Origin of the sequence: Pseudarthrobacter albicanus, from assembly GCF_018224015.1 — a bacterium.
GTDB lineage: Bacteria > Actinomycetota > Actinomycetes > Actinomycetales > Micrococcaceae > Arthrobacter > Arthrobacter albicanus.
Map to the genome: position 1 here is coordinate 1 of NZ_JAGPOT010000011.1, position 26,129 is coordinate 26,129.

The 26,129-nt window shown below is 68.7% G+C and carries 28 protein-coding genes; 9 read left to right on the forward strand and 19 right to left on the reverse strand.

Annotated features, from left to right (window positions below):
- Positions 1 to 155: 155 nt before the first annotated feature.
- Positions 156 to 1,733: a DUF222 domain-containing protein gene (locus J9611_RS03815; protein ID WP_307857010.1), complete on the reverse strand. Its 1,578-nt coding sequence runs from the start codon at positions 1,731 to 1,733 to the stop codon at positions 156 to 158.
- 198 nt (positions 1,734 to 1,931) lie between these two features.
- Here J9611_RS03815 and J9611_RS03820 point away from each other — a divergent pair, with 198 nt between their 5' ends.
- Complete coding sequence (locus J9611_RS03820; protein ID WP_246527348.1) at positions 1,932 to 2,429, forward strand: NUDIX domain-containing protein; 498 nt, start codon at positions 1,932 to 1,934, stop codon at positions 2,427 to 2,429.
- Between the two features lie 70 nt (positions 2,430 to 2,499).
- Complete coding sequence (locus J9611_RS03825) at positions 2,500 to 3,027, forward strand: VOC family protein (protein ID WP_211877876.1); 528 nt, start codon at positions 2,500 to 2,502, stop codon at positions 3,025 to 3,027.
- Between the two features lie 25 nt (positions 3,028 to 3,052).
- On the opposite strand, the gene J9611_RS03830 is transcribed toward J9611_RS03825, so the two are convergent.
- From J9611_RS03830 to truB, 3 genes are read right to left on the reverse strand one after another with little or no spacing between them, the layout of a single operon-like run.
- A complete protein-coding gene (locus J9611_RS03830; RefSeq protein ID WP_246527349.1) occupies positions 3,053 to 3,547 on the reverse strand; it encodes a hypothetical protein in 495 nt (164 codons plus the stop codon).
- Between the two features lies 1 nt (position 3,548).
- Positions 3,549 to 3,902, reverse strand: coding sequence for a hypothetical protein (locus J9611_RS03835; RefSeq protein ID WP_211877877.1), 354 nt, complete (start codon positions 3,900 to 3,902; stop codon positions 3,549 to 3,551).
- 2 nt (positions 3,903 to 3,904) lie between these two features.
- Positions 3,905 to 4,906 carry a tRNA pseudouridine(55) synthase TruB gene (gene truB / locus J9611_RS03840; RefSeq protein ID WP_307857011.1) on the reverse strand — a complete coding sequence of 334 codons (1,002 nt, stop codon included), beginning with the start codon at positions 4,904 to 4,906 and terminating at the stop codon, positions 3,905 to 3,907.
- 155 nt (positions 4,907 to 5,061) lie between these two features.
- Between truB and J9611_RS03845 the strand changes: the two genes are divergently transcribed.
- Together J9611_RS03845 and J9611_RS03850 are read left to right on the forward strand one after the other, a co-directional pair.
- Positions 5,062 to 6,219, forward strand: coding sequence for a pyridoxal phosphate-dependent aminotransferase (locus tag J9611_RS03845; protein WP_211877879.1), 1,158 nt, complete (start codon positions 5,062 to 5,064; stop codon positions 6,217 to 6,219).
- A gap of 152 nt (positions 6,220 to 6,371) precedes the next feature.
- The gene (locus J9611_RS03850) at positions 6,372 to 6,569 is read left to right on the forward strand and encodes a hypothetical protein (protein ID WP_211877881.1); all 198 of its coding nucleotides are present in this window, start codon (positions 6,372 to 6,374) and stop codon (positions 6,567 to 6,569) included.
- Between the two features lie 139 nt (positions 6,570 to 6,708).
- On the opposite strand, the gene J9611_RS03855 is transcribed toward J9611_RS03850, so the two are convergent.
- The 6 genes from J9611_RS03855 to rimP all read right to left on the reverse strand — a co-directional run bounded on the left by J9611_RS03855 (position 6,709) and on the right by rimP (position 13,342).
- Positions 6,709 to 7,194 carry a nucleoside deaminase gene (locus J9611_RS03855; protein WP_246527350.1) on the reverse strand — a complete coding sequence of 162 codons (486 nt, stop codon included), beginning with the start codon at positions 7,192 to 7,194 and terminating at the stop codon, positions 6,709 to 6,711.
- 102 nt (positions 7,195 to 7,296) lie between these two features.
- Positions 7,297 to 7,824: a 30S ribosome-binding factor RbfA gene (gene rbfA, locus J9611_RS03860; RefSeq protein WP_211877883.1), complete on the reverse strand. Its 528-nt coding sequence runs from the start codon at positions 7,822 to 7,824 to the stop codon at positions 7,297 to 7,299.
- A gap of 234 nt (positions 7,825 to 8,058) precedes the next feature.
- Positions 8,059 to 11,037 carry a translation initiation factor IF-2 gene (gene infB / locus J9611_RS03865; RefSeq protein ID WP_211877885.1) on the reverse strand — a complete coding sequence of 993 codons (2,979 nt, stop codon included), beginning with the start codon at positions 11,035 to 11,037 and terminating at the stop codon, positions 8,059 to 8,061.
- Between the two features lie 152 nt (positions 11,038 to 11,189).
- Positions 11,190 to 11,531 carry a YlxR family protein gene (locus tag J9611_RS03870; protein WP_211877886.1) on the reverse strand — a complete coding sequence of 114 codons (342 nt, stop codon included), beginning with the start codon at positions 11,529 to 11,531 and terminating at the stop codon, positions 11,190 to 11,192.
- A 213-nt stretch (positions 11,532 to 11,744) separates the two neighbouring features.
- Complete coding sequence (gene nusA, locus J9611_RS03875; RefSeq protein ID WP_211877887.1) at positions 11,745 to 12,725, reverse strand: transcription termination factor NusA; 981 nt, start codon at positions 12,723 to 12,725, stop codon at positions 11,745 to 11,747.
- Complete coding sequence (gene rimP / locus J9611_RS03880) at positions 12,725 to 13,342, reverse strand: ribosome maturation factor RimP (RefSeq protein ID WP_211877889.1); 618 nt, start codon at positions 13,340 to 13,342, stop codon at positions 12,725 to 12,727. The genes nusA and rimP overlap by 1 nt, the downstream gene beginning before the upstream one ends.
- An 88-nt stretch (positions 13,343 to 13,430) precedes the next feature.
- On the opposite strand from rimP, the gene J9611_RS03885 reads away from it, so the two are divergent.
- Positions 13,431 to 14,651 carry a DUF4439 domain-containing protein gene (locus J9611_RS03885; protein WP_211877891.1) on the forward strand — a complete coding sequence of 407 codons (1,221 nt, stop codon included), beginning with the start codon at positions 13,431 to 13,433 and terminating at the stop codon, positions 14,649 to 14,651.
- 112 nt (positions 14,652 to 14,763) lie between these two features.
- Here the strand turns inward: J9611_RS03885 and J9611_RS03890 are convergent, their stop codons facing one another.
- The 3 genes from J9611_RS03890 to J9611_RS03900 all read right to left on the reverse strand — a co-directional run bounded on the left by J9611_RS03890 (position 14,764) and on the right by J9611_RS03900 (position 16,154).
- Positions 14,764 to 15,168, reverse strand: coding sequence for a hypothetical protein (locus J9611_RS03890; RefSeq protein WP_211877893.1), 405 nt, complete (start codon positions 15,166 to 15,168; stop codon positions 14,764 to 14,766).
- Between the two features lie 172 nt (positions 15,169 to 15,340).
- Positions 15,341 to 15,808, reverse strand: a complete 468-nt coding sequence (locus tag J9611_RS03895; protein ID WP_211877895.1) for an SRPBCC family protein — start codon at positions 15,806 to 15,808, stop codon at positions 15,341 to 15,343.
- On the reverse strand, positions 15,783 to 16,154 hold the full coding sequence (locus tag J9611_RS03900; protein ID WP_211877897.1) for an ArsR/SmtB family transcription factor: 372 nt from the start codon (positions 16,152 to 16,154) through the stop codon (positions 15,783 to 15,785). The genes J9611_RS03895 and J9611_RS03900 overlap by 26 nt, the downstream gene beginning before the upstream one ends.
- Positions 16,155 to 16,358: 204 nt before the next feature.
- Between J9611_RS03900 and J9611_RS03905 the strand changes: the two genes are divergently transcribed.
- Positions 16,359 to 17,087: a VIT1/CCC1 transporter family protein gene (locus tag J9611_RS03905; protein ID WP_211877899.1), complete on the forward strand. Its 729-nt coding sequence runs from the start codon at positions 16,359 to 16,361 to the stop codon at positions 17,085 to 17,087.
- A 131-nt stretch (positions 17,088 to 17,218) separates the two neighbouring features.
- On the opposite strand, the gene J9611_RS03910 is transcribed toward J9611_RS03905, so the two are convergent.
- Genes J9611_RS03910 through J9611_RS03920 form a run of 3 tightly spaced genes read right to left on the reverse strand, consistent with a single transcriptional unit; the run spans position 17,219 to position 21,319 of the window.
- On the reverse strand, positions 17,219 to 18,646 hold the full coding sequence (locus J9611_RS03910) for a pyridoxal phosphate-dependent decarboxylase family protein (protein ID WP_211877901.1): 1,428 nt from the start codon (positions 18,644 to 18,646) through the stop codon (positions 17,219 to 17,221).
- A 57-nt stretch (positions 18,647 to 18,703) separates the two neighbouring features.
- On the reverse strand, positions 18,704 to 19,498 hold the full coding sequence (locus J9611_RS03915) for a sulfite exporter TauE/SafE family protein (protein WP_211877904.1): 795 nt from the start codon (positions 19,496 to 19,498) through the stop codon (positions 18,704 to 18,706).
- 9 nt (positions 19,499 to 19,507) lie between these two features.
- Complete coding sequence (locus tag J9611_RS03920; RefSeq protein WP_211877905.1) at positions 19,508 to 21,319, reverse strand: proline--tRNA ligase; 1,812 nt, start codon at positions 21,317 to 21,319, stop codon at positions 19,508 to 19,510.
- A gap of 247 nt (positions 21,320 to 21,566) precedes the next feature.
- Here J9611_RS03920 and J9611_RS03925 point away from each other — a divergent pair, with 247 nt between their 5' ends.
- From J9611_RS03925 to J9611_RS03935, 3 genes are read left to right on the forward strand one after another with little or no spacing between them, the layout of a single operon-like run.
- A complete protein-coding gene (locus J9611_RS03925) occupies positions 21,567 to 22,370 on the forward strand; it encodes an ABC transporter ATP-binding protein (RefSeq protein ID WP_211877907.1) in 804 nt (267 codons plus the stop codon).
- Positions 22,371 to 22,378: 8 nt separating this feature from the next.
- Entirely contained in the window at positions 22,379 to 23,122 is a 744-nt protein-coding gene (locus tag J9611_RS03930) for an ABC transporter permease (RefSeq protein ID WP_211878069.1), read from the forward strand.
- On the forward strand, positions 23,119 to 23,736 hold the full coding sequence (locus J9611_RS03935; RefSeq protein WP_211877908.1) for a TetR/AcrR family transcriptional regulator: 618 nt from the start codon (positions 23,119 to 23,121) through the stop codon (positions 23,734 to 23,736). Before J9611_RS03930 ends, J9611_RS03935 begins: the two co-directional genes overlap by 4 nt.
- Here J9611_RS03935 and J9611_RS03940 read toward each other — a convergent pair.
- Genes J9611_RS03940 through J9611_RS03950 form a run of 3 tightly spaced genes read right to left on the reverse strand, consistent with a single transcriptional unit; the run spans position 23,733 to position 26,103 of the window.
- On the reverse strand, positions 23,733 to 24,620 hold the full coding sequence (locus J9611_RS03940) for a GNAT family N-acetyltransferase (protein ID WP_211878070.1): 888 nt from the start codon (positions 24,618 to 24,620) through the stop codon (positions 23,733 to 23,735). The two genes, J9611_RS03935 and J9611_RS03940, sit on opposite strands and share 4 nt — an antisense overlap.
- Positions 24,583 to 25,749 (reverse strand): flavodoxin-dependent (E)-4-hydroxy-3-methylbut-2-enyl-diphosphate synthase, encoded by a 1,167-nt coding sequence (gene ispG / locus J9611_RS03945; protein ID WP_211877909.1) that lies wholly within the window; start codon positions 25,747 to 25,749, stop codon positions 24,583 to 24,585. The genes J9611_RS03940 and ispG overlap by 38 nt, the downstream gene beginning before the upstream one ends.
- Before the next feature lie 60 nt (positions 25,750 to 25,809).
- Positions 25,810 to 26,103, reverse strand: a complete 294-nt coding sequence (locus J9611_RS03950) for a YciI family protein (protein ID WP_211877910.1) — start codon at positions 26,101 to 26,103, stop codon at positions 25,810 to 25,812.
- Between the last annotated feature and the right edge of the window lie 26 nt (positions 26,104 to 26,129).

Here is a 26,129-nt window from a genome sequence, read left to right on the forward strand (position 1 = left end):
CCACGGACACCCCGGCCGGCCGTTACACGCCCGGCGACAAACTCCTCACCTTCCTCGAAGCCCTCTGATTATGCCGACAAGTATCCCGGGGAACCCCGCCAAATCAGGCTGCCCGGAGCGACATCGGCATAATCCGGACATCGGCATAATGCTCATTATGCCGACATCGGCATAATGAGCAGAGGATCGTGCCGTTGTCGGTGCCGGTGGACCCGCCGCGGGACCGGTAGCTGATGTGGTGGGCTTCGCACCAGGGCGCGGGGATGGTGCAGCCGGGGAAGGCGCAGCCCTGGTCCCGGGCGGTGAGGGCCTTGCGGATGTGGGGCGGGAAGATCCGTGAGGTCCGGCCGATGTCCAGGATCCTGCCCTGGCCCCCGAGCAGGACCGGGATGATGTCCGCGTCGCAGGCGATCTTCCGGACCGAGGCGGCGGTGACTGGCCCCGGTGAACAGCAGTGTCCCGGTGTTCAGTGTTCCGGTGTTCCCTGTTCCGGTGTGCGACGCCGTCCGGGCCGCCGCGTCGGTGTTCCCGAGCCTTTCGAGGAGGGCACGGTAGTCGATGGTGACCATGACCTGGGGGCGGAGTCCTCCGGCGGCGGGCAGTCCGCCGGAGGCCAGCGCGGCCTTGCAGGCGCCGATGAGGCCGTCGAGGAGTTTCTGCGGGCGGGAGCGGAGGTCCAGCCCGGCCGCGCCGGGGTCAGTGTCGTCTTCGCCGCCGGCACGCGGGATCGCGGCAGCGGCCGCCCGGGCAGCCGCGGTGGAAGCGGCGGGGCCGGCCCCGGGATCCTGGCCATCGCTGGAAGCGCTGGATGGCCCCGTGCCGCTGGTGCGGGGGTTGGTGGCGGTGTTCATGACGGTGAGGAGCTGTTCGAACTGGTCGGCGGTCGCGAAGATTTCCAGGTGGTGCAGGCCGTGGCGGGGCCGGCGGATGAAGGCGCCCTGGAGCTGGCGCAGGAGCTCTTCGGAGGGTTCCGCACCGTCCTGGTCCAGGGCGTCCGCCCAGCGCCGGGCGATCCGGACCAGGAAGTCCGGGTCGTTCCCGGCGGCGGTGCGCGTCAGGGCGTGCTCCATCGCCGCCGCGGCCGCGGCGTCGCAGGTGTGCCGGACGCCGTCCAGCGCCAGGGCGATGATGGTCGCGGACCGGGACGGGACCTCCCCGGCGGCCACGGCCTCGCCGAGTTCCGCCCGGAGGGCAGGCAGCGGCTGCCGGCCGGCGAGTACCGGGCGCGGCAGCACGCTGCCGGCAAGGGACAAACGGCGGCGGGCCTCCGCGGCGCTGATCCGCAGCCGCGCCCGCAGGAACTCCGTGGTGTTCCGGAAGCCGTCATCCACCGGCACGGCCCCGCCGGACCCGGCGGCACAGCCCGGGCTGCCGGCAGGGCTGTCGCCAGGGCTGTCCCGCCACCCCGTGGCCCACGACGTGGGGGCCGTGAAAGCCGTGGCGGCCGGCAGTTTCCTGGCCCGGTCCACCGCCCCGGCCGCGACGAGCTGCAGATACTCCACGGTCCGCGAGAGTTCCTCCACCCGGCCGGCGAAATCGGTGGCGTCGGTCAGGCGGAAGGCTGCTGAATCGGCAACCGCCGTCGTGCCCAGACCCTGCAGCAGCGCCAGCGCGCCGTCGAGCGCCTCAGACCATGGCGGGACGGGAGCCGCAGCCCGCCGCGGGCCGCCGGGGAACATCCCGGCGTCCGGCCAGGCGGCCGGATCCGGGATGAAATCTCCAATGGCTTCCATGACTCCCCTCTTCCAGAGACCTACGACGTTATTAGCCCGGCGGCGCTGGCAGGCCCCCGCCCGCAAAGCGTCGCCAGACTACGGCTTCCCCGGGGACAGGTCTCGTCCGTGGGAAACTGGACGCATGGACAGCCCAGTTGCCCCACGCTCGGGGAATCACTATCCGGCGGGATCTTTTCGGTGGAACCCCGCCGGCCCTTGGGACCCCGCGATCCCGGTGACGCCTGGGTCGAAGGGGACCTCGGGAAATTCTGGGGGCGTTTCGGCTCGGCCGGACTCCTCGTTCACGATCCGGCCAAGGGCGTCCTGCTCCAGCACCGCGCCTTGTGGAGCGATCAAGGCGGCACGTGGGGACTCCCGGGAGGCGCCCTGCACCAGGGCGAGGAGGCTGTCCACGGGGCGCTGCGAGAGGCCAGGGAAGAAGCTGCCGTCCCGCCGGAGAGCCTCCGCATCCTGTTCACATCCGTGTTCGACGTCGGCTATTGGTCCTACACCACCGTCGCCGCGCAGGTGGTCGAGCCCTTTGAACCGGCCATCAGCGACCCGGAAAGCCTCGAACTGGCGTGGGTGGGGATCGACCGCGTCAGCACCAAGGAACTGCACCCGGGGTTCGCCGCGGCCTGGCCCGCCCTTCGCAGCAGGCTCCAGGGCGTGGCCACCGGCATAGACGCCGGCCGGAACATCAGCGAGGGCTAAACGGCCAAGGCACCACCCGCAGTTTCCGGCACGCATTCCGCGATGGCCCGGCCGGTCCTAAGGTACGAGCATGACTACCGAAAACCCAACCCCGCATCCTGTCCGGCAGCTGCGCCTCGTCGTCGAGACGGAGGACTACGACGCTGCCCTGACGTTCTACCGCGACGTTCTCGGGCTGGTGGAGCGCGAGGTCATCCCCAGCGAAGGGGATGCACGCATCACGATTCTCGAAGCAGGCCGGGCCACCCTGGAGCTCTCAAACCCGGCACAGATCAGGATGATCGACCAGGTCGAGGCAGACGGCCAGCCGAGCGCGAAGATCCGCGTTGCCTTCGAGGTCGAAGACGCCGAAACCGCCACGGGGGCTCTCGTGAAAGCAGGAGGAAGCCTCATCGCGGAGCCGCGGGAAACGCCGTGGCGGTCGCTGAACTCCAGGCTCAGCGGGCCGGCCGGACTGCAGATCACGCTGTTCCAGGAACTGGACGCGCCCGCAGAGCCAACCGAGGGCCCAGACACCGGCCCAGTCACCGGTCCAGCCAGCACCGCTCCAGCCGCTGCGGCTCCGGCCACGGACTCTCCGGCCACTGACAGTCCCTGAGCCCGCAGCCCGCCATGAAGAAGTCTCAGGCCTGCTTGGGCGCCGGGCGGCGGCGGTAGAGCCAGATGAGTCCCAGGATGGGCAGCAGCAGCGGAATGAAGCCGTAGCCGCGGCCGAACAGGGACCAGACGGTCTCGTGCGGGAAGTTGACGGAGTCGAAGAGACTCAACGCGCCCACCACCAGCACGCCGATCAGTTCCACGAGCACGGCCGTCACGGAGATCTTGAACCAGGTCCGGCCGGGCTTTGCCAGCGACACCGTTGCCACGATGTACACGACGGCGGCGAAGGCGGACAGCAGGTAGGCCAGCGGCGCTTCGGCGAATTTGGTGAGGATCTGGTAGGCCGCCCGGGCCGTCGCCGAAAGGGCAAACACTGCGTAGACGGCGATCAGCAACCGCCCGGGGCCCGTGTTGCGGGTGTCGGTCGACGCCGGGCCGGCGGCTGCCGGAGTTTCCCCCGGGCCGGTCCCGGTGTCCTGCGGCGAAGGTTTTGCCGTCACGTTCTGTTCCTCTTCCATGTCAGTACCAGATCTGGTTCATGCGGGCGGCCATCACCAGGGCGGTGACGCCGACAGCCGCCAGGACAAAGTTGCTCCAGCGGGTCCGTTCCAGGATGGACCAGTACACCGCGCCGACCGGCAGCATCAGGGCGGTCACCAGATAGCCCCAGAATTCCCAGGGCTCCCCCGCGATCCGCTCCCCACCCAGGACCCGGACGATGGAACCGACCAGGTACACCAGCAGGGACAGTTCGACGGCGGCCACCGACAGGATCGTCGTGTCGTTCGGGGCCTTCTTCAGGATGCCCGCGGTGGCGCAGATGATCGTGGAGAGCAGCCCGACCACGAGGATGATGTAGAAAAACGCGTCCAAGACTAGTCGGCCTGCTTTTCGGTCCGCTGTTCAGTCCGCTGTTCCGGAGCAGGGACCCTGGCGCCGTTTTCGCTGGCGCCCGTTTCCCCGGCGCGCTTCTCGTTGTCGGGCGCAAAGACCAGCACGGGCTTGGCGTAGCTTCCCGCATCGGCCAGCAGGGCCACCAGCGTGCCGTCCGGTGCGAACGCAGCGGCGGGCTTGTCTGCCGTCGCGGCTTCAGGCGTTCCGGCGGCAGCCCCGGCGGCGATCCTGCGGCCGAAGGAGAGCTCGGTGGTTTCCGCGTCGCTGAGTTCGCGGTTCGGCATCAGGGCCCGGGCCGCCTGGGACATTTCCAGGACGTCCAGTTCCTCGGCCAGCTGCTCCAGCGTGCGCGCCTGGTCCAGGGTGTACGGGCCCACCTGGGTCCGGCGCAGCGCCGTCAGGTGGCCGCCGACGCCGAGGCCCTCCCCCAGGTCACGGGCCAGGGCGCGGATATAGGTGCCGGAGGAGCATTCCACGGTGACGTCGACGTCGAGTGCCTCGCCGTCGCGCACCCGGCGGACCCCGTGGACATCGAAGCGGTGGATGGTGACCGGGCGGGAGGCCAGTTTGACCTCTTCGCCGGACCTGACGCGGGCGTAGGCGCGTTCGCCGTTGACCTTGATGGCGCTGACGCTGCTGGGAACCTGGGAGATCTCACCGGTCAGGACGGCGACGCCGGCGCGGAGGGCTTCCTCGGTGACCGCGGCGGCGCTGCGGGTGGCAGTGACCTCGCCCTCGGCGTCGTCGGTCACCGTGGACTCGCCGAGCCGGATCGTGGCCGTATAGGTCTTGGAGGTGCCCACAATGTAGGTCAGCAGCCGGGTGGCCTTGTTGATGCCGACCACCAGCACGCCGGTGGCCATCGGGTCCAGGGTCCCGGCATGGCCCACCTTTCGGGTACCGGCGATCCGCCGCATCCGTCCAACCACATCGTGGCTGGTCCAGCCTTGCGGCTTGTCCACTATCACCAGTCCAGAAAGCACGCTCCCCAGTATATCTGCGCCCGGCGCGCCGCCGACGACGCGCCGCCGACGACGGGCCCGCGCCCGGGCTCCTCCGCCGCCGGCCGGCTCCGGCCGGACCTTCCCCCGTTTTGCCCTGCCCGGGCCCGGGGCTGCTGGCGGTTAGGATGGCTGACATGCCCGAGCTTGCCGCCCATGTCCGCGACGTCCCGGCCAACCAGATCCGTGAGATAACCGAAGCCGCCTGGGCCACCCCCGGTGCGATCGTGCTGAGCATCGGAGAGCCGGGTTTCCCCGTCCCGCGCCACATCCTCGAGGCCGGGATGGCGTGCCTGGACAGGGACGAGACCAACTACACCCCCAACGCCGGGATCCCGGCGCTGCGCGAGGCCTTCGCCGCCAGGTTCGCCGCGCACAACGCGACGCCGGTCGGCCCGGACCGGGTGTACGTGGTCGGCGGCGCCCAGCAGGGCCTGCATTTGGCCATGAGCCTGCTGCTCTCCCCCGGGGACGAAATCCTCATCCCGAACCCGGGCTACCCTACGTTCGTGATGACCGGCAGCCTGCTGAATGCCGCACCGGTGCGGTATCCGCTCTATCCGGAGCACGATTTCCAGCCGCGGATCCAGGACATCGAGGCCCTGATCACGCCGCGGACCAAGGTCCTGGTCCTCAATTCACCCTCCAACCCGCTGGGTGCCGTCGTGGGCGAGGAACTCACCCGCAGCCTCGTGGAACTGGCCCTTCGGCACGACCTGTGGATCATCTCCGACGAATGCTATGAGGCGTTCACCTACGATGTCCCCCATGTCAGCCCGGCCCGCTTCGACAGCGATGTCCCCGGCGAGGCGCGCGTGTTCACCTCGCTGACCCTGTCCAAGACCTACGGGCTGACAGGGCTCCGGATCGGAGCGCTGATCTGCCCGCCCGGTCTGGAACAGAAGATGAACAACGTGATGGAGTCGATCGTCTCGTGTGTGGCATCGCCGTCGCAGTACGCCGCCCTGGCGGCGCTGACCGGGCCGCAGGACTACGTCCGCGACGCCCACGCCCATTACCGGGCCAACCGGGATGCGGCCTCCGCGGTGCTGCGGCCCAGGGGGATCCCGTTCCTCACCGCGCAGGGGGCGTTCTACCTGTGGGCGGACGTTTCCCACATCAGCGGCGGGGATGTACGGGCCTGGGTCCGGCGCTTCCTGGCGGATTCCGGGGTGGCCTTCGCCCCGGGCACGGCGTTCGGTTCCATCGGCGAGGGCTGGATCCGGATCGCCCTCTGCGGCAGCCGTGCGGACCTCGTCGAAGGCCTCGGCCGGCTCCCCGCCCGGCAGGGCTGAACCGCCAGGCTGGGTCACGAGGCTGGGTCGCCAGGCCGGGCCGCCAGACCGGTGGGTCGATAGCCCCTACCGCCGGTACGGCAGGCGCCGTAGCCTGAGCCCACGGCACTTTGCGCTCGAAGTGCCGGAGTTTCCAGCCGAGAGGGTACATCATGTGGTGGCAGGACTTGCTGTGGGGTATCTGGAACGGGCTGACCGCGTGGATCGTGCTGATCGTCCATGTCTTCGGGGTCTGGAGCGAGTTCCCCTTCTACAACTCCGCCCGTTCCGGCAACTGGTATGACTTCGGCTTCCTGCTGGGCATGGGATCGCCCCTGCTGGGCGGCCTGAGATTCAGGTCCCGGCGCTGAGCCGCACCGGCGTGTGGCCGCGGTCCGGGGCTACTTTGAAGTCCCAAGCCACGGAATCCCGGCCGGGCGACGGCGTGTCGGCGCCAAAGTCCCCCCGGACCGCGGACGGCACCGCCGCCTGGGGATGATTCGGACGGGGTCAGTACTCGGTGCGGTCAGGATTATCGCGCCACGCGTGGAAGGGAAGGTCCGACGCCGGGAGATCAGTGTGGCTCACCGGCATCAGCTCCGGACGGTCCCCGTCGAAGTATTCGTGGAAGAGGGCATCGTCGAAGCCTGCCGCGGCGGCGCTGTACCGGTCCGCCGCGAAGTACACCCGGTCCACGCGCGCCCACAAAGCCGCGGCCAGGCAGAGCGGGCACGGCTCGCAGCTGGCGTACAGCACGGCCCCGCTGAGGTCGAAGCTGCCGGACGCGGCCGCTGCCTTGCGGATGGCCACAACCTCGGCATGGGCAGTGGGGTCGTTGTCCAGGGTCACCCGGTTGACGCCGTCGTGGGTCCGGCCGTCCGCGGTGACTACGACCGCGCCGAACGGCCCGCCGCCGTCGGACACGTTCCGGACGGCGAGGCGGATGGCCTGATTGAGGAATTCCCCGATGACATGGGCTGGGGGCTGCATCGTCATGGTCCGATCATAGCCAGAGGAGCGGGCGCCGCACACGCGGAAGACAGAAGTGGCCGGACCCGTTGCCGGTCCGGCCACTTCCCCTGCAGAATTCCCGCGGTCCTACCTGGTGCTGCCCTGGTCCTTGTTGCTGTCCTCGTCGATCTCGTCGTCGTCGATCAGGTCCAGGTCCTCTTCGTCGAAGTCGTCCTCGTCGAGTTCCACGTCCTGGGGCGTGTCGGACTTGTACGGATCGGCGTCGCCCGCGTGCTGGGCGCTTGCGGCGAGGGCAGCCACTTCGGCGTCGCGCTTCTTCGCGGCCCGGAGCAGTTCCTCAAGGTTGGACGCGTTAACCGGGATCTGGTCCGCCACGAACTCGAGCGTGGGAGTGAGCCGCACGGTGATATTGCGGCCGACTTCCTGCCGGAGCACGCCCTTGGCCTTCTCCAGGCCCTTGGCGGCCTCGGCCTGGACCACCTGGTCACCGAGCACCGTGTAGTAGACCGTGGCGTGCTGCAAGTCATTGGTCACCCGGGCATCCGTGACAGTAATGCCCTCCAGCCGCGGATCCTTGACCTTCCGGCCCAAAGCCTCGGCAACGACAACCTTAATCCGCTGCGCCAACTTGGCAGCCCGTGCGGGATCAGCCATTTTTGCTCCTAAATTCTTGAGTACGACGGCGCCGTAGCGGCTGACGTACACATGTTGAGTTTGCTGCCACGCGCCCAAGGCGAGTCCACGACGGACCCGTTGGATTTTTCCGGCGGCCTGGGAGTGGCATCGGGCCTACCGGAGCTGGGCGGCACAGGATCGCAGATCCAGTGCCGCCCAGCGTAGGGGCGGGGCCGCCGGAAAATCCGACGGCCCCGCCACAACGGACCAACCTTAGGCGCGCGGCTTTTCGCGCATCTCGAAGGTCTCGATGATGTCACCCTCGTTGATGTCGTTGAACGAGCCAAGACCGATACCACACTCGAAGTCCGTGCGGACCTCGGTGGCGTCGTCCTTGAAGCGCTTGAGCGTCTCAACGGAGAGGTTCTCGCCGATGACCTTGCCGTCGCGGCTGATGCGGGCCTTCGCGTTGCGCCGGATAACACCGGAGCGGACGATCGAGCCTGCGATGTTGCCGAACTTGGAGGAACGGAACACTTCGCGGACCTCGGCGGTGCCAAGCTGGACCTCTTCGTACTCCGGCTTGAGCATGCCCTTGAGGGCCAGCTCGATGTCATCGATTGCTGCGTAGATGACGGAGTAGAAGCGCATGTCCACGCCTTCGCGGTCTGCCAGGTCGGCAACCCGCTCGGCGGGCTTGACGTTGAAGCCGATGATGACGGCGCTGTCGACCGTTGCCAGGTTGACGTCGTTCTGCGTGATCGCACCGACCCCGCGGTGGATGATGCGGAGCTGGACACCCTCGCCGACGTCGATCTTGAGCAGCGCGTCCTCGAGGGCTTCCACGGCACCGGACACGTCACCCTTGAGGATGAGGTTGAGGGTGTCGATCTTGCCTTCGGCGACGGCCTGGTCGAAGTCTTCCAGGCTGATGCGCTTGCGGCGCTTGGCCAGGGCGGCGTTGCGGTCGGCGGTTTCACGCTTCTCGGCGATCTGGCGGGCGGTGCGCTCGTCAGCGGTCACGAAGAAGGTGTCACCGGCGCGCGGGACGTTGGACAGACCCAGGACCTGCACGGGGCGGGACGGGCCGGCCTCGGTCAGGGCGCTGCCGTCGTCGTCGAACATCGCACGGACGCGGCCGTGGGCCGTGCCTGCCACGATGGTGTCGCCGACGTGCAGGGTGCCGGACTGGACCAGGACGGTGGCCACGGAACCGCGGCCCTTGTCCAGGTTGGCTTCAATCGCGATACCGCGGGCATCCTTGTTCGGGTTGGCGCGCATGTCCAGGGCTGCGTCCGCGGTGAGCAGGACAGCCTCGAGCAGCTCGTCGATGTTGAGGTTCTGGCGGGCAGAGACCTCCACGAACATGGTGTCGCCACCGTATTCTTCCGGGACCAGGCCGTACTCGGTCAGCTGGCCGCGGACCTTGTCCGGGTTGGCGCCTTCCTTGTCGATCTTGTTCACGGCCACGACGATCGGCACATTGGCCGCCTGCGCGTGGTTGAGGGCCTCAACGGTCTGCGGCATGACGCCGTCGTCCGCTGCGACCACCAGGATGGCGATGTCGGTGACCTTCGCACCACGGGCACGCATGGCGGTGAACGCCTCGTGGCCCGGAGTATCGATGAAGGTGATCTTGCGATCGATGCCTTCGTGCTCGTGGCTGACCTGGTAGGCACCGATGTGCTGCGTGATGCCGCCGTGCTCGCCCGCCATGACGTCGGACTTGCGGATGGCATCGAGCAGCCGGGTCTTACCGTGGTCAACGTGGCCCATGACGGTGACAACCGGAGGACGTGCCTCGAGGTCTTCATCGCCTTCGGCTTCCAGTTCGGCTTCGAAGTCGATGTCGAAGCCGGAGAGCAGCTCGCGCTCCTCGTCTTCCGGTGACACAACCTGCAGCTTGTAGCCAAGCTCCTCGCCGAGCAGGGCGAAGGTCTCTTCATCCAGCGACTGCGTGGCCGTGGCCATTTCGCCGAGGTGGAAGAGGACGGTCACCAGTGCTGCCGGGTTCGCCTCGATCTTGTCGGCAAAGTCCGTGATGGAAGAGCCGCGGCGGAGCCGGACAATGGTGTTGCCGTCGCCGCGGGGCACACTGACGCCGCCCAGCGACGGAGCACTCATCTGCTCGAGTTCCTGGCGCTTGGCACGCTTCGACTTGCGCTGCTTGCCACGGCCTGCGCCGCCCTTGCCGAAAGCACCCTGGGTGCCGCCGCGGCCGCGGCCGCCCTTGCCGAAGCCACCGCCGGCCGGAGCGCCGCCACCGGCACCGGCACCGGCACCGGGAGCACCGGTACCCGGGGCGCCGCCCGGACGGCCCGGACCGCGGCCGCCGCCACCGGGACGGCCTGCACCAGCCGGTGCGGGACGTTCGGTGCGGTTGGGCATCATGCCGGGAGTCGGACGGTTTCCGCCGGCCCCGGGACGTGCTCCGGCAGCGCCGGCCGGACGCGGAGCGCCCGGACGTGCACCGGCAGCGCCGGCGGGACGCGGAGCACCCGGACGGGGACCGCCAGCGCCTGCCGCGGGGCGGGGGCCGCCGGGGCGTTCGCCCTCGGTACGGCTTCCGCCCGGACGCGGCATGCCCTGGGAAGGAGCGAACGGGTTGTTACCCGGACGCGAGGGACGATCGTTGTCGCCGCCGCGGCCCCGGGGCATGCCCTGGGACGTGGCGAAGGGGTTGTTGCCGGGACGGGGACCGCCCGGGCGGGGTGCCGAGCCGCCGTGGCGGGCCGGCGCAGCGGGAGTTTCAGCCTTCGGAGCGGGCCGCGCGCCGGGCTTGGCGCCCGTCGACGGAGCAGCCGGAGCCTTGGCAGCCGGTGCAGCCGGTGCAGGTGCCGCAGCGGCGGGTGCCGGTGCTGCGGCGGATGCCGCCGGGGGTGCCGAAAACGTTGCTGCCGCAGGTGCTGCCGGAGCCGGGGCTGCCGCAGGTGCTGCCGCCGGTGCTGCTGCAGGTCCTGAGGCAGGGGCCGCCGGCGCCGTGGGCGCGGCGGGGCCGGGCGCAGGCGCCGGACGGCCCGCCGGGGATCCGTCGGATGCCTTGGGGGCCGCCGCGGGTGCTGCGGCAGGCGCTTCTGACTTGGGTGCTGCTGCTGCAGCGGGGAATGCGTTGCGGAGTTTCCGCACGACGGGGGCCTCAATGGTTGAAGAGGCGGAGCGAACGAACTCGCCCAGTTCCTGCAGTTTGGTTACTGCATCTTTGGAAGTAATACCGAGCTCTTTAGCAAGCTCATGTACGCGGACCTTGGCCACATTTCTCCTGTCTCGGTCCGCACCGAGCCAGGCACGAACCGTCTACTTCTTAATGCGGACCTCCGCCGCGAGTGCAGCTGAAAGGTCCATTGCAGAGCGCAACAAAGTTGTCATCGTTGCGCACTCATCGCTGGGAACTCATCGGGTTTCCATCAGTTTTCTGACCCGCTTTCAGGTTGGACGGTTTTCGCTGCGGCCACCGGGGTGTCCACGGCTTTCGTGCCTGCCGCCAGCCGGCGTTCGACGTCGGCCGTTCCGGTTGCGCCGTTGAGGGCGCGTCCGAACGCTCGACGTTTGACCGCCAGTGCCAGGCACTTCTCGCTGGGGTGCAGCCATGCACCCCGGCCAGCCATCCGGCGTCGTTCATCCACCAGGACGGCGGATGAACCGCTGCCGTCGGCGACGAGCCGGAGTAACTCAGACCGCGAGCCCTTCTGTCGGCATCCGATGCAGGTGCGCTGCGGCTGATGCTCGAGGTGCTGCACTTGTGCCACGTACGAGAATCTTCCTGCCAGTACATATCTGCCGGCCTGTTGCTTCCGGATGGCTTGGCGGGACGTGAACAACAACGTCTCCGCCACACCCGGACGCGCTCAGGGCACGCGGATACCGGCCGTTAGGCCCGGTCATGTCTATTCTAGCCCCTCCGGCGCCCGGGTCCCGAACTTGCAGGATCCGGGCGCAGGCGGGCAGGCCGGAACTGCGGCCTATTTGTCCCGGCTGACCGCGGCGTCGGAGGCGATGTCGATCCGCCAGCCCGTGAGCTTGGCGGCGAGCCGGGCGTTCTGGCCTTCCTTGCCGATGGCCAGGGAGAGCTGGTAGTCGGGGACAACCACGCGGGCGGAGCGGGTTGCTTCGTCCGTGATGGTGACCGAATTCACGCGCGACGGCGAGAGGGCGCTGGCGATGAAGGTCGCCGGATCATCGCTGTAGTCGACGATGTCGATCTTCTCGTCGTTCAGTTCGGTCATGACGGCGCGCACGCGCGAGCCCATTTCACCGATGCAGGCGCCCTTGGCGTTAATGCCGGAGACGTTGGCCTTGACCGCGATCTTGGTGCGGTGCCCGGCTTCCCGGGCCAGGGCCACGATCTCCACGGAACGGTCGGCGATCTCGGGAACTTCCAGCTCGAAAAGCTTCCGGACCAGGCCCGGGTGCGAGCGGGACAGCGTGATCGAGGGACCCTTGGTGCCGCGGTGGACATCGATGACGAAGGCGCGGAGCCGGTTGCCGTGGACGTACTTCTCCCCCGGCACCTGCTCGGGCGGCGGCAGCAGTGCCTCCACCGTGCCCAGGTTGACCTGGATCATGTGCGGGTTGTTGCCCTGCTGGATGGTTCCGGCGACCAGTTCGCCTTCACGGCCCTTGAACTGGCCCAGTACGTTGTCATCCTCGGCATCGCGCAGACGCTGCAGGATAATCTGCCGCGCGGTGCTGGCCGCGATGCGGCCGAAGCCCGCGGGAGTGTCCTCGAATTCGCCGATGGGGGCGCCGTCGTCGTCAATCTCCGTGGCCCAGATGGTCACGTGCCCGCTCTTCCGGTCCAGCTCGGCGCGGGCCTTTTCAAAGGCGCCCGGGGTCTTGTGGTACGCCACCAGCAGTGCCTGCTCGATGGTCGGAATCAGGAGATCCAGCGGGATTTCACGCTCACGCTCCAGGAGTCTCAGTGCGCTCATGTCAATATCCATCAGGCCTCCTCAGAAGGTCCATTGTGTCCGTTTTCCAGGCCGGCCTCGTCGAGGCGGCTGAACTCTATTTCGACTTTTCCGCTGCGGATCCTGTCGAAGGGGAGCTTGATGGGGTCGCCCTGCTTGGGCTTCATTCCCTTTTTCACGGTGATCTCCGGGACCACGGTGACGCCGTCGTCGTCCACGGACTGGATCCTGCCGGTGACGTTGTCCCCCTGGATGACGTTGACCGACGCCATCCGCCCGCGGGCGCGGTGCCAGTGCCGCTGTTCTGTAAGGGGACGTCCGACGCCGGGGGAGGACACCTCGAGCTCGTAGGGACGCGAGTCCGTGCTGGGGTCATTGTCCAGGACATCGGAAAGGGTCTTGGAGATCTCGGCGATGACGTCGAGCGTGACGCCGCCGGTCTCTTCCTGCGGCAGGTCCACCACCACGTGGACCACGCGGTTGGCCCCTGCGACGTGGATGGAAACGTCCTCCACGTACAGCCGGTTCGCCAGGACGGCGGGCTCCAGGAGAGCGTGCAGGCGCGTGGCCTCCAGGTTCTGGGCGGGTTCGGCTTCGGCCTTCCCCGTCCCGGACCGGCCTGTTGAAGTCGTGGCTTCTGGATTGGACATGACGCCGCCGCCTCCTGCTAGATGATGTTGTGTGACTACTAGCGTAGCGATTTTCCCGGCGCCGTGGTGCACTCAGTTCCTTGCCGGCATGACAACATGGTCTGTTGTGAAAGACGACACCAGGGAAAAACGACGGCGGGTCTCCCCCCGCCGCCTTTTTCCCCGGATCCTTCCCCGCTTTGCATTTCTGGCCTGCCTCGCCCTGGTGGCTGTCAGCCTGGGAGCGGCATTGACGCCCGTTGTCCCGCGGGAGCCCCCGGAACCGCCGTTTTCCGAACGGGCACGGGCCTCGGCACTGACGGCAGCGCTCCGGCTAAGGACCGCCGGCGAACAGCTCTCCGAGGCTGCCCCGGACCCCGGATCCGGCACCGGGCAGCCGGCCTTTTCGCAGACTGTGACCTTGCTGACAACCCAGGCCCGGGCGCTCCTGGGACCGGGCGATGCCCCCCCTGATGCGTCCGCTGAGCCGCCGTCGTCAACCCCGTCCGCTGCCTCGTCCTCCCCTCCCCTGCCGACCTCGGCGGCAGGCCTGGCCGCCGAACTGGCGCGCAGCGGCAGCCAGCGCCTGGCCGATGCGGCCACGGCCGACGGCGGCATGGCACGCCTCCTGGCAGCCGTCGGAACCGGGCAACTACTCCAGGCGTCCGCCCTGGCCGCCGGCGCCGGCCCCGCAGTGCCCGCCGTGCCCGCCGGCCCCGCAGTGCCCGCCGTGCCCGCAGTGCCCGCGCAAGCCGATCCTGCCTCTGCCTCTGCCCAGCCTTCCGGAGCGTGCCCGGCCCCGGACGTGACGGCGTCGTCCGTTCCTCCGGCTCCTTCCACGGGCGGCACTCTGCCGGGTGCCGCTGCGCTCGGCGGCGCGCTGGCGGCGACAGTACGGATCGAAGCGGAGACTGTCTACGGCTACCAGGTGGCCCTGACCCGGCTTGGCGGGGATGCGGCGAAGCCGGCGGCCGAGCAGCTGGCCCGCCACGAGGCACTGGTCAGCGCGGCGGAAACCCTGAGCCGAGGGCAGTGCGTCCCCGTCCCGCCGCTCGAGGCCGGCTACGTGCTGGGGCCGTCATTCCTTGCAGCGCCCGCCGCCGGCCTGGCCGGGCAGGAAACGGCCACGCTGCCGGTCTACGGCGACCTCGTGGCGCTGAGCGACGGGGAGACCCGCCGGTGGGCGATCGCCGGCCTGCTGGACGCAGCCCGGCGGGCCGTACTCTGGGGCCGGGATCCCGGTCCGCTGCCCGGATTATTGGCTGACCCGGCGGCGTTTCCCGCGCTGCCTGCTGGCGCGCTGCCCCCTGAAAGCCCGGCAGCCCGCTGACGCAGGGCTTACGGCGCCGTCCGGGGGCACTTTGAACCCCGAAACCGGCGATTTCGTGCCGGAACGCGGCGAGTCCCTGACGAAGTGCCCCCGCTGGGGCGCCGCTGCCCCGCTACTTCCACTCGGACAGGCGGCCTTCAGACTTGCCGTCCGCCACCTCGTACTCGAACAGGACCGCGATCCCGTTGAGGCTGCTCAACTCGTCGGAGGTGGTTTCGTAGAACAACGCACCCCGCCAGGCGAGTTGGCCCGGACCGGTGAACCTGCCGACGCCTCTGCCGGTGAAGGTCGCAGTCTGCCCGCTTGCGGTGACGACAAAACCGTTTCCGCTGCCGGCGACCGTGCCGCCGGGGCGGATCGTGCCGACGTAGGTGACCGTGACGTCAACCTGGACACCGCAGAGCGTGCCGACCTGATGATCGGTCACTTCGCTGCGCGGACCGAGACCAATGTCTTCCAGAACCCGCGTGCTGATGGCTTGTCCGGTGAATTCCCCGATTTGCTCTCCGAGCATCATGATCTCCTTGCCAATTGGATCGGTGCATGGACCCACGTCGACTGACGTGACGCTCCAATGGTAGGGCGGAGACCGCTCGAGGTCGACGTCGGTCCGGTGCCCGTTGCGACAGTTCGGATGACTGGGCCCGGCGCCCTGTCGCCCCGGCAACCCATCCCTCCCTCATATCGTCCTAGGCCAGTACCTTGTCGAGCTTGGTGAACGAGCTGCCCCAGCCCTCGCGGGTCATCTCCACCCATTCGGTGCTGTCGAAGGGGCCCTGGGTAAGGTGCAGCCGGGTCCGGCCTCCCAGGTCCTCGAACTCAAGCCGCAATTCGAGCTGGAGGGTGATGCCGACGTCGGGCTCCGCCCTCTGGCTGGCCACCAGTAGCGACGGCGGGTCGTAGACGGAGATCACGGCGTCGATCGGCGACTCCTTGGCGACGCCGTCCTCCTCGTAGACCATGACGAGCTGCCAGGTGCCCCCGACGCGGGGTTCGACGACGATCCGGTCCCGGGGCGAGTCCACGCCCTCCGGGCCGAACCATGCGGCGAGCTGGTCCGGATCGGTGAAGGCCTTGAAGACCAGCTCGCGTGGAGCATCGAACTCCCTGGTCATGGTGAGGGTGTGGGACTCAGTGGTGTTCTGTTGCGTGTTCATTACCTGACTCCTGATTCTTGGGAACTTGCTGGATCGTTCGCAAATGCGCATCGAGACGGCTGAAGCTGACGTCCCAAAAGCGCCTGTACTTGTCCATGTATTCAGCAGCCTCGCGCAGCGGTGCGGCCTCGAGCTTCGAGGAGCGCCATTGCGCATTCCGGCTCCGAGTGATCAGCCCGGCGGTTTCCAGCACCTTAAGGTGGCGGGAGACCGCAGGGAGGCTGATGTCGAAGGGCTCGGCCAGCTGATTCACGGTGGCTTCGCCCTCCGCCAGCCGGGCCAGGATGGCCCTGCGGGTGGGGTCGGCAAGCGCCGAGAAGATGAGGCTGAGCCGATCGGTTGACATCGTGATGCGCCCTTGTATTTAATATTTCCGTTAATTAACTGATCTGTTAAATATGCGCCCCCGGGGACCGGGTGTCAAGGGTTCCCTGTAACGCTCCCTCGGTCCGCCCAAGCCAGCGGCGCAACGTGGCACTGCTGACGCTGGCTTGACTTGCTTAGCGTCGCAATACTGGCAAGCACATGGCGCTGGTGCTTTGCTGGAGTAATGGAAACTTCCGGCGCGGCAACCCTCCACGAGAACGAACCCCATAGGAACGACCTCGCCCAGCGGCTCAATTGGCTACGGGCAGGCGTTCTGGGCGCCAACGACGGGATCGTGTCCGTGGCCGCGATCGTGGTCGGCGTCGCGGGCGTCACCACGGACTCGGGCCCGATCCTGATCGCCGGCGCCGCGGGCATGGTCGGCGGTGCCATCTCCATGGCCCTGGGCGAATATGTTTCCGTCAGCAGCCAGAAGGACAGCCAGGAGGCCTTGATCTCGAAAGAACGCCGGGAGCTGGAGGAGGAGCCCGAAGAGGAGCTGGAAGAACTTGCCGCCATCTACCAGGCCAAAGGACTCAGCGCAGAGACGGCCCGCACCGTGGCCCTCGAACTCACCAAGCACGATGCCCTGGCCGCTCACCTTTCGGCGGAGCTTAACATCGACGAGACCGATATCGTCAGCCCCTGGCACGCCGCCTTCGCCTCGTTCGTCGCGTTCCTGATCGGTGCCGTCCTGCCGATGCTGGCCATCCTGCTGCCGCCGGAGAACATCCGTGTCCAGTTGACCTTCGGTGCCGTCCTCGTGGCCTTGGCGATCACGGGAGCGCTGGGCGCCTGGATCGGCGGCGGCTCGAAACTGAAGGCGGCGGTCCGCGTCGTGGTCGGCGGTGCACTGGCCCTGGCGGCCACCTTCCTCCTCGGCAACCTGCTCGGCGCCAGCGGGGTCGTCTAGCGAGACGCAAAATGCTTCTCGCTGCGACAATTCCCTGACGCGGCCGGCATTCGGCATTCCGGTAGCGCCAGGGAATTTGCGCGTCGCACTCGATTCAGGACCCATCCTGTGCACACTGTACTGGGGCCCGGTCAGCTGGCGCGCACCGCCGCGAGGGCGTCCCGGACGGCGCCGACGGCGACCGCCACGTCGTCGTCGTCCGTGCTCCAGTTGCTGACGGAGATCCGCAGGATGTCCCGGTCCTGCCACCGCGAACCGGACATCCACACCCGGCCGTCGCCGATGATCCGTGCGGTCACCGCCCTCGTCACGGCGTCGTCCCCGAAGTCGAGGCACACCTGCGTGTAGCCGACGTCGTTGAGCACCTCGACGCCGTCCAGCGCGGACAGCTGCTCCGCCAGCTGCGAGGCGCGCAGCACCAGTTCGCGGACCTGGGCCGTGACGCCGTCCCGGCCGAGCGATTTCAGTGCCGCCCACACGGGCACGCCGCGTGCCCGGCGCGAGAGCTCGGGAACCTTCTCGAACGGGTCCCCCGCGCCGTCACCGGCCGGGATCAGGTAGCTGGTGTGCACGCCCATGGCCGACCGCAGCGCCTGGGCGTCCCTGACCATCGCGATCCCGCAGTCATAGGGGACATTGAGGGTCTTGTGCGCGTCCGTGCCCCAGGAATCGGCCAGCGCCAGGCCCGCGGTCAGCCCGGCCAGTTCCGGCACGGCGGCGGCCCAGAGCCCGAACGCCCCGTCCACATGCACCCAGGCACCGTAGGACTTCGCGACGGCGATCGCCTCGGTGAAGGGATCGAAGGCGCCCGAATGCAGGTTTCCGGCCTGCAGGCACACGAGCGCCGGCGCCCGCCCGGACTTGTTCCCGCGGCTGGGCGCGGCGTCGAGGGCGCGCTCCAGGGCGCGGTCCAGCTCGGCGGGGATGATCCGCCCCTGCCGGTCCGCGGGGACCACGGCGGGCCGGCCCAGGCCCAGGTACCGCAGCCCGAGGTCGATCGTGTCGTGCCGTTCCGCCCCCACGAAGCAGTGGATCCGGGGGCCGCCGGACAGTCCCTCGCCGTCGAGGTCCCAGCCGGCGTCCGCCATCAGGCGCCACCGTGCGGCGGCCAGGCCGGTGAAGTTCGCCATGGTGGCGCCGGTGGCGAAGCCGACATCGGACTCCTCCGGAAGCCCCAGCAGCTCCAGGAGCCAGGCCCCGGCCGCCTCCTCGATCGCGGCGGTGGCCGGCGTGGCGTAGCGCAGCCCGGCGTTCTGGTCCCAGGCGCTGACCAGCCAGTCCGCGGCCAGCGCCGCCGGCAACGTCCCGCCGATGACCCAGCCGAAGAACCGGCCGGACGGCATCGCCATCAGGCCCGGCTCGGCCTTTTCCGCGAGATAGTCGATCACCTCCGCGGCCGGCATGCCTTTCCTGGGCAGCGGGCCGCCGAAGTCGGCGGCCAGCTCCGCCGCCGTGCGCCGCGGCCCGACATGGCGTGTCCCCTGGCTCTCCAGCCACTTGCGGGCGTGCCCGGCGGCAGCCGCCAGGGCGGCCGCATAGCGTTCCTCGGCTGCTGACATAGCTGCATGCTACGCCTGCGGCCTCCTGGCAGGGAGGGCCCGCCGTCGTGGGGCGGGTCAGGCGAGGCTGTCCTGCCAGATGTCGGTGCCGAGCTTGAGGATGAGCGCCGCCACCACGATCAGGAACACGATCCGGATGAAGCGGCTCCCCTGCCTGACGGCGGTCCGCGCCCCGAGATAGCCGCCGGCCATGTTAGCCAGGCCAAGGACCAGCCCGAGCCCCCACAGCAGCGAGCCGTGCGGCAGGAAGAAGATCAGGGCGCCGGCGTTGGTGGCCATGTTCACGATTTTTGCCTTGGCACTGGCCTCGAGGAAGGCGTAGCCCATGGCGGAAACGAGCGCGATGACCAGGAACGAGCCCGTTCCCGGGCCGATCAGCCCGTCATAGAAACCGATGACTGCCCCGATCAGGCAGGCCACCACGTAGTGCCGGTGGCCCTCGTGCCGCAGCCTGGTCAGCTCGCCGACGGCGGGCCGGAAGGCCGTGAACAGTGCGACGGCGACCAGCGCCGCGACGATGATGGGCTTGAACACGCTGGCCGGCAGCGTGGCCGCGAGCACGGCGCCGCCGAAGCTGCCCGCCAGGGCGATCACCGCCATCGGCAGGGCGGTCCGCAGGTCCGGCCGGACGCGGCGGTAGTAGGTCACGGCGCTCGTCGTCGTCCCGAAGATGGACCCCATCTTGTTCGTCGCCAGTGCCTGCACCGGGCTGATGCCCGGGACCAGCAGCATCGCCGGCAGCTGGATGAGTCCCCCGCCGCCGACGACGGCGTCCACCCAGCCGGCGGCGAAGCCGGCCACCACGATCAGGATGAGGGTGCCGAGCTGGATCGACTCCAGTCCGGAGACCACTCTGCCCCGTTAGTTGTTGCGGACGGCGTTGACCACGTAGTCCACGGCCTTCTCGACGGCCACGTTCTCGGCGTCGCCGCTGCGGCGGTCCTTGATCTCCACGACGCCGTCCACCAGGCCGCGCCCGACGGCGAGGATGGTGGGCACCCCGACGAGCTCGGCGTCGCCGAACTTCACGCCCGGGGAAACCTTGGGGCGGTCGTCGTAGATGACGTCGAGGCCGGCGGCCTCCAGCTCCAGCGACAGCTTTTCGGCGGCGGCGAAGATCTCCTCGCCGCGGCCCACCGCGACGACGTGCACATCGGCCGGGGCGACGGCGCGCGGCCAGACGAGGCCCTTGGCATCGTGGTTGGACTCGGCGAGGGCCGCGACGGCGCGGGTGACGCCGACGCCGTAGGAGCCCATGGTCACGACGACCTGCTTGCCGTTCTGGTCCAGGACCTTGAGCTCGAGGGCTTCGGCGTACTTGCGGCCAAGCTGGAAGATGTGGCCCATTTCGATGCCGCGGGCGGTCTCCAGCGGTCCGGAACCGTCGGGGGCCTCGTCGCCGGCGCGCACCTCGGTGGATTCGATCACGCCGTCCCAGCCGAAGTCGCGGCCGGCGACGAGGCCGAACACGTGCTTGCCGGCCTCGTTGGCGCCGGTGACCCACGCGGAGCCGCGCACGACCCGGGGGTCCACGAGGTAGAGCAGCTTGGCCGCGCCTTCGGTGCCGAGCAGGGGTTCGTCCAGGCTCAGGCCCGGGCCGAGGTAGCCCTTGACGATGAGGGGGTGCTTCTTGAGGTCGTCCTCATTGGCGGCCTCGAGCGTGATCTCGCCGGCGATGGGCAGGAAGGAACCGATGTTTGCTTCCACCCGCCTGAGGTCCACGCCGCGGTCGCCCGGCAGGCCGATGACGACGATCTGGCGTTCGCCGGTGGGAAGCGTCACGGCGAGCACGACGTTCTTGAGGGTGTCGGCGGCAGTCCAGGCGCCGCCGTCGGACTCTTCCCGGGGCACGAGGCGGTTGGCGGCGTCCACGAGGGTGTCGATCGTGGGGGTGTCCGGGGTGTCGCGGACCTCCGCGGCGGGGGCGTTGCTGAAGTCAATATCCGCGGGAACCACCGTGGTGACGGCCTCGACGTTGGCTGCGTAGCCGCCGGCGGAGCGGACGAAGGTGTCCTCGCCGATCTCGGTGGGGTGCAGGAATTCCTCGCTCTTGGAGCCGCCCATGGCCCCGGCGGTGGCGGCGACCGGAATGACTTCCAGGCCCAGCCGCCCGAAGATCTTCAGGTAGGCTCCGCGGTGCGCGGCGTAGCTGGCGTCCAGGCCGGCGTCGTCGACGTCGAAGGAGTAGGAATCCTTCATGATGAACTCGCGGCCGCGCAGCAGGCCTGCCCGGGGACGCGCCTCGTCGCGGTACTTGTTCTGGATCTGGTAGATGCTCAGCGGCAGGTCCTTGTACGAGGAGTACAGGTCCTTGACCAGCAGGGTGAACATTTCCTCGTGCGTGGGGGCCAGCAGGTAGTCGTTGCCCTTGCGGTCCTTGAGCCGGAAAATGCCGTCGCCATATTCGGTCCAGCGGTTGGTGACCTCGTAGGGCTCCTTGGGCAGCAGGGCCGGGAAATGGACCTCCTGCGCGCCGATGGCGGTCATTTCCTCGCGGATGACCTGTTCGACCTTGCGGAGCACGCTCAGTCCCAGCGGCAGCCAGGTGTAGATGCCCGGCGCGGCCCGGCGGATGTAGCCGGCCCGGACCAGGAGCCGGTGGCTGGCCACTTCGGCGTCGGCGGGGTCTTCACGCAGGGTGCGCAGGAACAGCTTGGAAAGTCGAAGGACCACTGGGTAGGTATCCGTTTCTGGGGAGGAGCAGGGTGAAACCGGCCAAAACCGGCGAAAAACGTCTAGGTACTAATCTACCGTCAGCCCGGACGCAGAAGAGCCACGCCAGGAATGACCGGAGCCCCTGGCCGCTGCGCAACTGGTCTTCCGGTCCATTGACCATCCGTTCTTCCCTGCCTAGATTTAATTCATCAGTTGATGAATTGTTCGTTTGTGTGATTGGCCCGGCAGTCAGGCGGAGGAAACCATGGCAGATCCAGCAGCAGCGGTGCAGGTGGGCGGCCTGCGGATCGTGCGCGCCGGCAGGGACATCCTGCAGGATATCGGGTTCAGCATTTCCGCGGGCCGGATCACAGGGCTGCTGGGCCCCTCCGGCAGCGGCAAGACCACCTTGATGCGCGCCATCGTGGGCGTCCAACGCATCACCTCCGGAACCGTCACGGTGCTGGGAAGGCCCGCCGGCGATCCAGCCCTCCGGCATGAAATCGGCTACGTCACCCAGTCGGCGAGCGTCTACCCTGACCTCAGCATCGAAGCGAACGTCCGGTATTTCGGGGCCATGTACGGCGTCCATCGGCGCGATGCCGCCGAGGCGATTGCCGCCGTCGGCCTGGAAGGGCAGGCACGGATGCGGGCGGCGGATCTCTCCGGCGGCGAACTCAGCCGCGTGTCGCTGGCGTGTGCCCTTGTGGCCCGCCCCAGGCTGCTCATCCTGGACGAGCCCACCGTCGGCCTGGATCCGGTTCTCCGGGCAGACCTCTGGGAGCGCTTCGGCGCCATGGCGGCGTCCGGAACCACCCTGCTGGTCTCCAGCCACGTCATGGAAGAGGCCCGCCACTGCGCCTCCCTCCTGCTCCTGAGGCAAGGACGGCTGCTGGCCTCGCTCACCCCCGCCGAGCTTAGCGGGCAGGGCGGCAGCGAGGACCTGGAGCTGGCGTTCCTGAACGTCATCAGGCAGGCGGACTCCGACGGCGGGCCGCTTCGGAGCCCCGGGGAACCGGGTCCTGCCGCCGAAACGCGCCGGACGGCCGGAATGAAGGTGCCGGAATGAATCCCCGCATGATGCTGGCGACGACGGGCCGGGTCCTGGACCAGCTGCGCCACGACCACCGCAGCGTGGCGCTGATGCTCGTCGTTCCCGCGCTGCTGCTGACGGCAGTGTATTTCCTCTACGAGAACGAAACAGTCCCGCCGGGCGCCCCGCGGACCTTTGACCGGGTGGGTCTGATGATGCTGGCGATCTTCCCGTTTGTGGTGATGTTCCTCGTCACCTCCATCACGATGCTCCGCGAACGAACCTCCGGAACGCTGGAGCGGCTGCTGACCACGCCCATCCACAAGACGGACCTGCTTTTCGGCTACGGGCTGGCGTTTTCCCTCATGGCCGCCCTCCAGTCGCTGGTCGCCACCGGCGTTGCCTACTGGGTGTTCGGCCTGGAGATCAAGGGCAGTCCGGGCCTCGTGGTGATGATCGCCGTCGTCAATGCGGTGCTGGGCGTTGCGCTGGGCCTGCTGTGCTCCGCGTTCGCCCGCACCGAATTCCAGGCCGTGCAATTCATGCTCGTGGTTGTGGTGCCCCAGATCCTGCTGTGTGGACTCTTCGTCGCACGGGACAGGATGAACGAGGTCCTGGAGGCCGTCTCCAATGTGCTGCCGCTGACGTTTTCGGTGGATGCCCTGAAGGAGATCGCCGGCCACGCCGAGGCCACCGACGTCCTGTGGCAGGACACCGGCATCATGGCCGCGATCGTCCTGGCAGTACTGGTCCTGGCCTCGCTGACCCTTCGCCGGCGGACCGCGTGAGCAGCGGGCAGCCTGAGCCCCGGCGGGGGCGCCGGCCCGGCGGTGCGGGCTCCCGGGGCCAGATCCTCGCGGCCGCGCGGCGGTTGTTCGCGGAACATGGATTCGAGGGCACCAGCCTGCGCCGGGTCGCGCGCGAGGCGCACGTGGACCCGGCCATGATCCATCATTTCTTCGCCGGCAAGGACGAACTCTTCGCCCTGAGCGTCGAGCTGCCTGCCGACCCGTCAACGGTGCTGGCCGGATTGGACCGCCGCGATCCTTCCGAGCGGGCCGAAGCCCTGGTCCGGGCGGTGCTGGGACTGTGGGAAAGCCCCGCGCAGCACAGCCTCCTGGCCTTCCTCCGGGGCACGATCGGTTCAAAGGCGAAGACGGCGATTCTCGGGGAAATCGCCAGCCAGAGGATCTTGCCGCGCATCATGGCGGGGGTCGCCGGCACGCCGGAGGAGGTGGCCCTGCGCGGAAATCTGGTGGCCGCGCAGCTGGTCGGCGCCGTGCTGATGCGCTACGTTATCCGGCTCGAACCGCTGGCCTCCGCCGGCCGGGAGGACGTGGTCAGGCTCATAGCGCCCACCATCCAGCGCTACCTCGCCGGGGATCTGCCGGAGCCCTCCTAGAAAAGGACGGTAGCGAACGTTCCGACCTGCCGGAAGCCGACCCGCTCATAGGTGGCGCGGGCACGGGTGTTGAAGCCGTTGACGTAGAGGCTCGTGACGGGCGCGATGGTCTGGGCCAGGACCACGACGGCGGCCATGTAGCCGGGGCTGCGGCCGAGCCCGCGGAATTTGGGGTTCATCCAGACGCCCTGGACCTGGGTTGCCTCCGGCGTCACGGCACCGAGCTCGGCCTTGAACACCACCTCACCGTCGGCGTCCAGATGCACCAGCGAATGGCCCGCACGGATCAGGCCCTTGACCCGCCGGCCGTAGTACTCCCTGCCGCCGAGGTACGGGGAGTAGCCGACTTCCTCTTCGAACATCGCTGCGCAGGCGGGCAGGATCTTGTCGAAATCCGCGAGCTGGCCGAAGCCCAGCGCCGGCTCGGGCTCGACGGCGGGCGGGCCGGTGATGCTCATCAGCGGCTGGTCGTCGCGGACTTCATGGGCGGACTGGCCCAGCCGCTCCAGCCCGGCATAGATGGCCATCACCGTGTCGGCCGGGCCGAAAATCGAGGCGTATCGGCGCCCGGAGCGGTGCGCCGCCGTCGCGACGAGGCCCGCCAGTTCAGGGTCCAGCTGCACCGGCACCAGGTTCGCACCCGCCCAGCAGGCACCGAGGAGGGTGCCGCCGTCGAACACGCCGAGGATGCTGGCGCCGGCGGCCGTGGGCGACGCCGTGCCGGCGGTTTCCAGGTGGGAGAGGATGAAGACATTGGCGACGGGATCCTGCCCGGCGAGGTCCAACAGCGGTGCGGTGTCCTCAACACCCAGGACGCGGACGGCGACGCCGGAAGCGGCGCCGTCCCTACGAGACGCTAACCACGGGGCTACCCTTGACAGCATCTTCGCCACCGGTCTCCCCCATCTCTTCTGCAATACGCATGGCCTCTTCGATCAGTGTCTCAACAATCTGGTCTTCAGGGACAGTCTTGATGATCTCCCCCTTCACAAAGATCTGGCCCTTGCCGTTGCCGGAGGCGACGCCGAGGTCAGCTTCGCGGGCTTCTCCGGGCCCGTTGACGACGCAGCCCATGACGGCGACGCGCAGCGGGATCTCCATGCCTTCCAGGCCCGCGGTGACCTGCTCGGCGAGCGTGTACACGTCCACCTGGGCGCGGCCGCAGGAGGGGCAGGAGACGATCTCGAGCTTGCGCGGGCGCAGGTTGAGCGACTGCAGGATCTGGTTGCCCACCTTGATCTCCTCCACCGGCGGCGCGGAGAGGGAGACGCGGATGGTGTCGCCGATGCCGCGGGAGAGCAGGGCCCCGAAGGCGGTGGCGGACTTGATGGTGCCCTGGAACGCCGGGCCGGCCTCGGTGACGCCCAGGTGCAGCGGCCAGTCGCCCTGCTCTGCCAGCATCTCGTAGGCCGCGACCATGATGACCGGGTCGTTGTGCTTGACCGAGATCTTGAAGTCGTGGAAGCCGTGCTCTTCGAACAGCGAGGCTTCCCAGACAGCGGATTCCACGAGGGCTTCCGGGGTGGCCTTGCCGTACTTCTTCAGGATGCCGGGCTCCAGCGAGCCCGCGTTGATGCCGATCCGGATCGAGGTGCCGTGGTCCTTCGCGGCGCGCGCGATTTCCTTGACCTGGTCATCGAATTTCCGGATGTTGCCGGGGTTCACCCGCACCGCGGCACAGCCCGCCTCGATCGCGGCGAAGACGTACTTCGGCTGGAAGTGGATATCCGCGATCACCGGGATCTGGGACTTCTTGGCGATGATCGGCAGCGCCAGCGCGTCGTCGGCGGACGGGCAGGCCACCCGGACGATGTCGCAGCCGGAAGCCGTGAGCTCGGCGATCTGCTGCAGGGTGGCGTTGATGTCCGTGGTCGGCGTGGTGGTCATCGACTGGACGCTGATCGGGGAATCCGAACCGACGCCGACGGAACCGACCTTGATCTGGCGGGTCTTCCGCCGCGGGGCAAGAACGGGGGGCGGTGCTGACGGCATTCCCAGGCTGACCGAGGTCACATGGACTCCTTGTATGGAAGTAACGGCATCGAAGTATCGAAGGTCTGTAGGCGGAACAGGCTAGGCTGCGTGGTCGGCCAGGAGGCCGGTCAGCGGGGCCCACACGCTCGTGCGGATGCCGGAGATGGCGCCGGCCGCCGCGAACGGATCCTGTTTCAGGAGCTCGTTCAGGGCGTTCTCGTCGGCCGCTTTGAAGATCAGCAGGGCGCCGGCTCCGTCCGTGTAGGGCCCGCTGGCGAGGAGCGCGCCTTCCCTGACAAGTCCCGCGGTCCAGTCGCGGTGCGCGGGACGGCTGGCGTCACGGGCATCGGAGGATTCGGCGTCGTATACGTACTCCACAGCAAAAACAGTCATACGGATACACTATCGCCCCGCCTGCC

Bases quoted from the DNA above. Each gene is read 5' to 3' on its own strand.
- J9611_RS03910 (WP_211877901.1), bottom strand. From the start codon at position 18,646: ATGTCAGCAGCCGAGGAACGCTATGCGGCCGCCCTGGCGGCTGCCGCC.
- J9611_RS03825 (WP_211877876.1), top strand. From the start codon at position 2,500: ATGACTACCGAAAACCCAACCCCGCATCCTGTCCGGCAGCTGCGCCTC.
- J9611_RS03885 (WP_211877891.1), top strand. From the start codon at position 13,431: ATGACAACATGGTCTGTTGTGAAAGACGACACCAGGGAAAAACGACGG.
- J9611_RS03905 (WP_211877899.1), top strand. From the start codon at position 16,359: ATGGAAACTTCCGGCGCGGCAACCCTCCACGAGAACGAACCCCATAGG.
- J9611_RS03930 (WP_211878069.1), top strand. From the start codon at position 22,379: ATGATGCTGGCGACGACGGGCCGGGTCCTGGACCAGCTGCGCCACGAC.
- J9611_RS03895 (WP_211877895.1), bottom strand. From the start codon at position 15,808: ATGAACACGCAACAGAACACCACTGAGTCCCACACCCTCACCATGACC.
- J9611_RS03940 (WP_211878070.1), bottom strand. From the start codon at position 24,620: ATGCTGTCAAGGGTAGCCCCGTGGTTAGCGTCTCGTAGGGACGGCGCC.
- J9611_RS03890 (WP_211877893.1), bottom strand. From the start codon at position 15,168: ATGATGCTCGGAGAGCAAATCGGGGAATTCACCGGACAAGCCATCAGC.
- J9611_RS03950 (WP_211877910.1), bottom strand. From the start codon at position 26,103: ATGACTGTTTTTGCTGTGGAGTACGTATACGACGCCGAATCCTCCGAT.
- nusA (WP_211877887.1), bottom strand. From the start codon at position 12,725: ATGGATATTGACATGAGCGCACTGAGACTCCTGGAGCGTGAGCGTGAA.
- rimP (WP_211877889.1), bottom strand. From the start codon at position 13,342: ATGTCCAATCCAGAAGCCACGACTTCAACAGGCCGGTCCGGGACGGGG.
- J9611_RS03855 (WP_246527350.1), bottom strand. From the start codon at position 7,194: ATGACGATGCAGCCCCCAGCCCATGTCATCGGGGAATTCCTCAATCAG.
- J9611_RS03850 (WP_211877881.1), top strand. From the start codon at position 6,372: ATGTGGTGGCAGGACTTGCTGTGGGGTATCTGGAACGGGCTGACCGCG.
- J9611_RS03900 (WP_211877897.1), bottom strand. From the start codon at position 16,154: ATGTCAACCGATCGGCTCAGCCTCATCTTCTCGGCGCTTGCCGACCCC.
- J9611_RS03830 (WP_246527349.1), bottom strand. From the start codon at position 3,547: ATGGAAGAGGAACAGAACGTGACGGCAAAACCTTCGCCGCAGGACACC.
- J9611_RS03815 (WP_307857010.1), bottom strand. From the start codon at position 1,733: ATGGAAGCCATTGGAGATTTCATCCCGGATCCGGCCGCCTGGCCGGAC.
- rbfA (WP_211877883.1), bottom strand. From the start codon at position 7,824: ATGGCTGATCCCGCACGGGCTGCCAAGTTGGCGCAGCGGATTAAGGTT.
- J9611_RS03925 (WP_211877907.1), top strand. From the start codon at position 21,567: ATGGCAGATCCAGCAGCAGCGGTGCAGGTGGGCGGCCTGCGGATCGTG.
- J9611_RS03845 (WP_211877879.1), top strand. From the start codon at position 5,062: ATGCCCGAGCTTGCCGCCCATGTCCGCGACGTCCCGGCCAACCAGATC.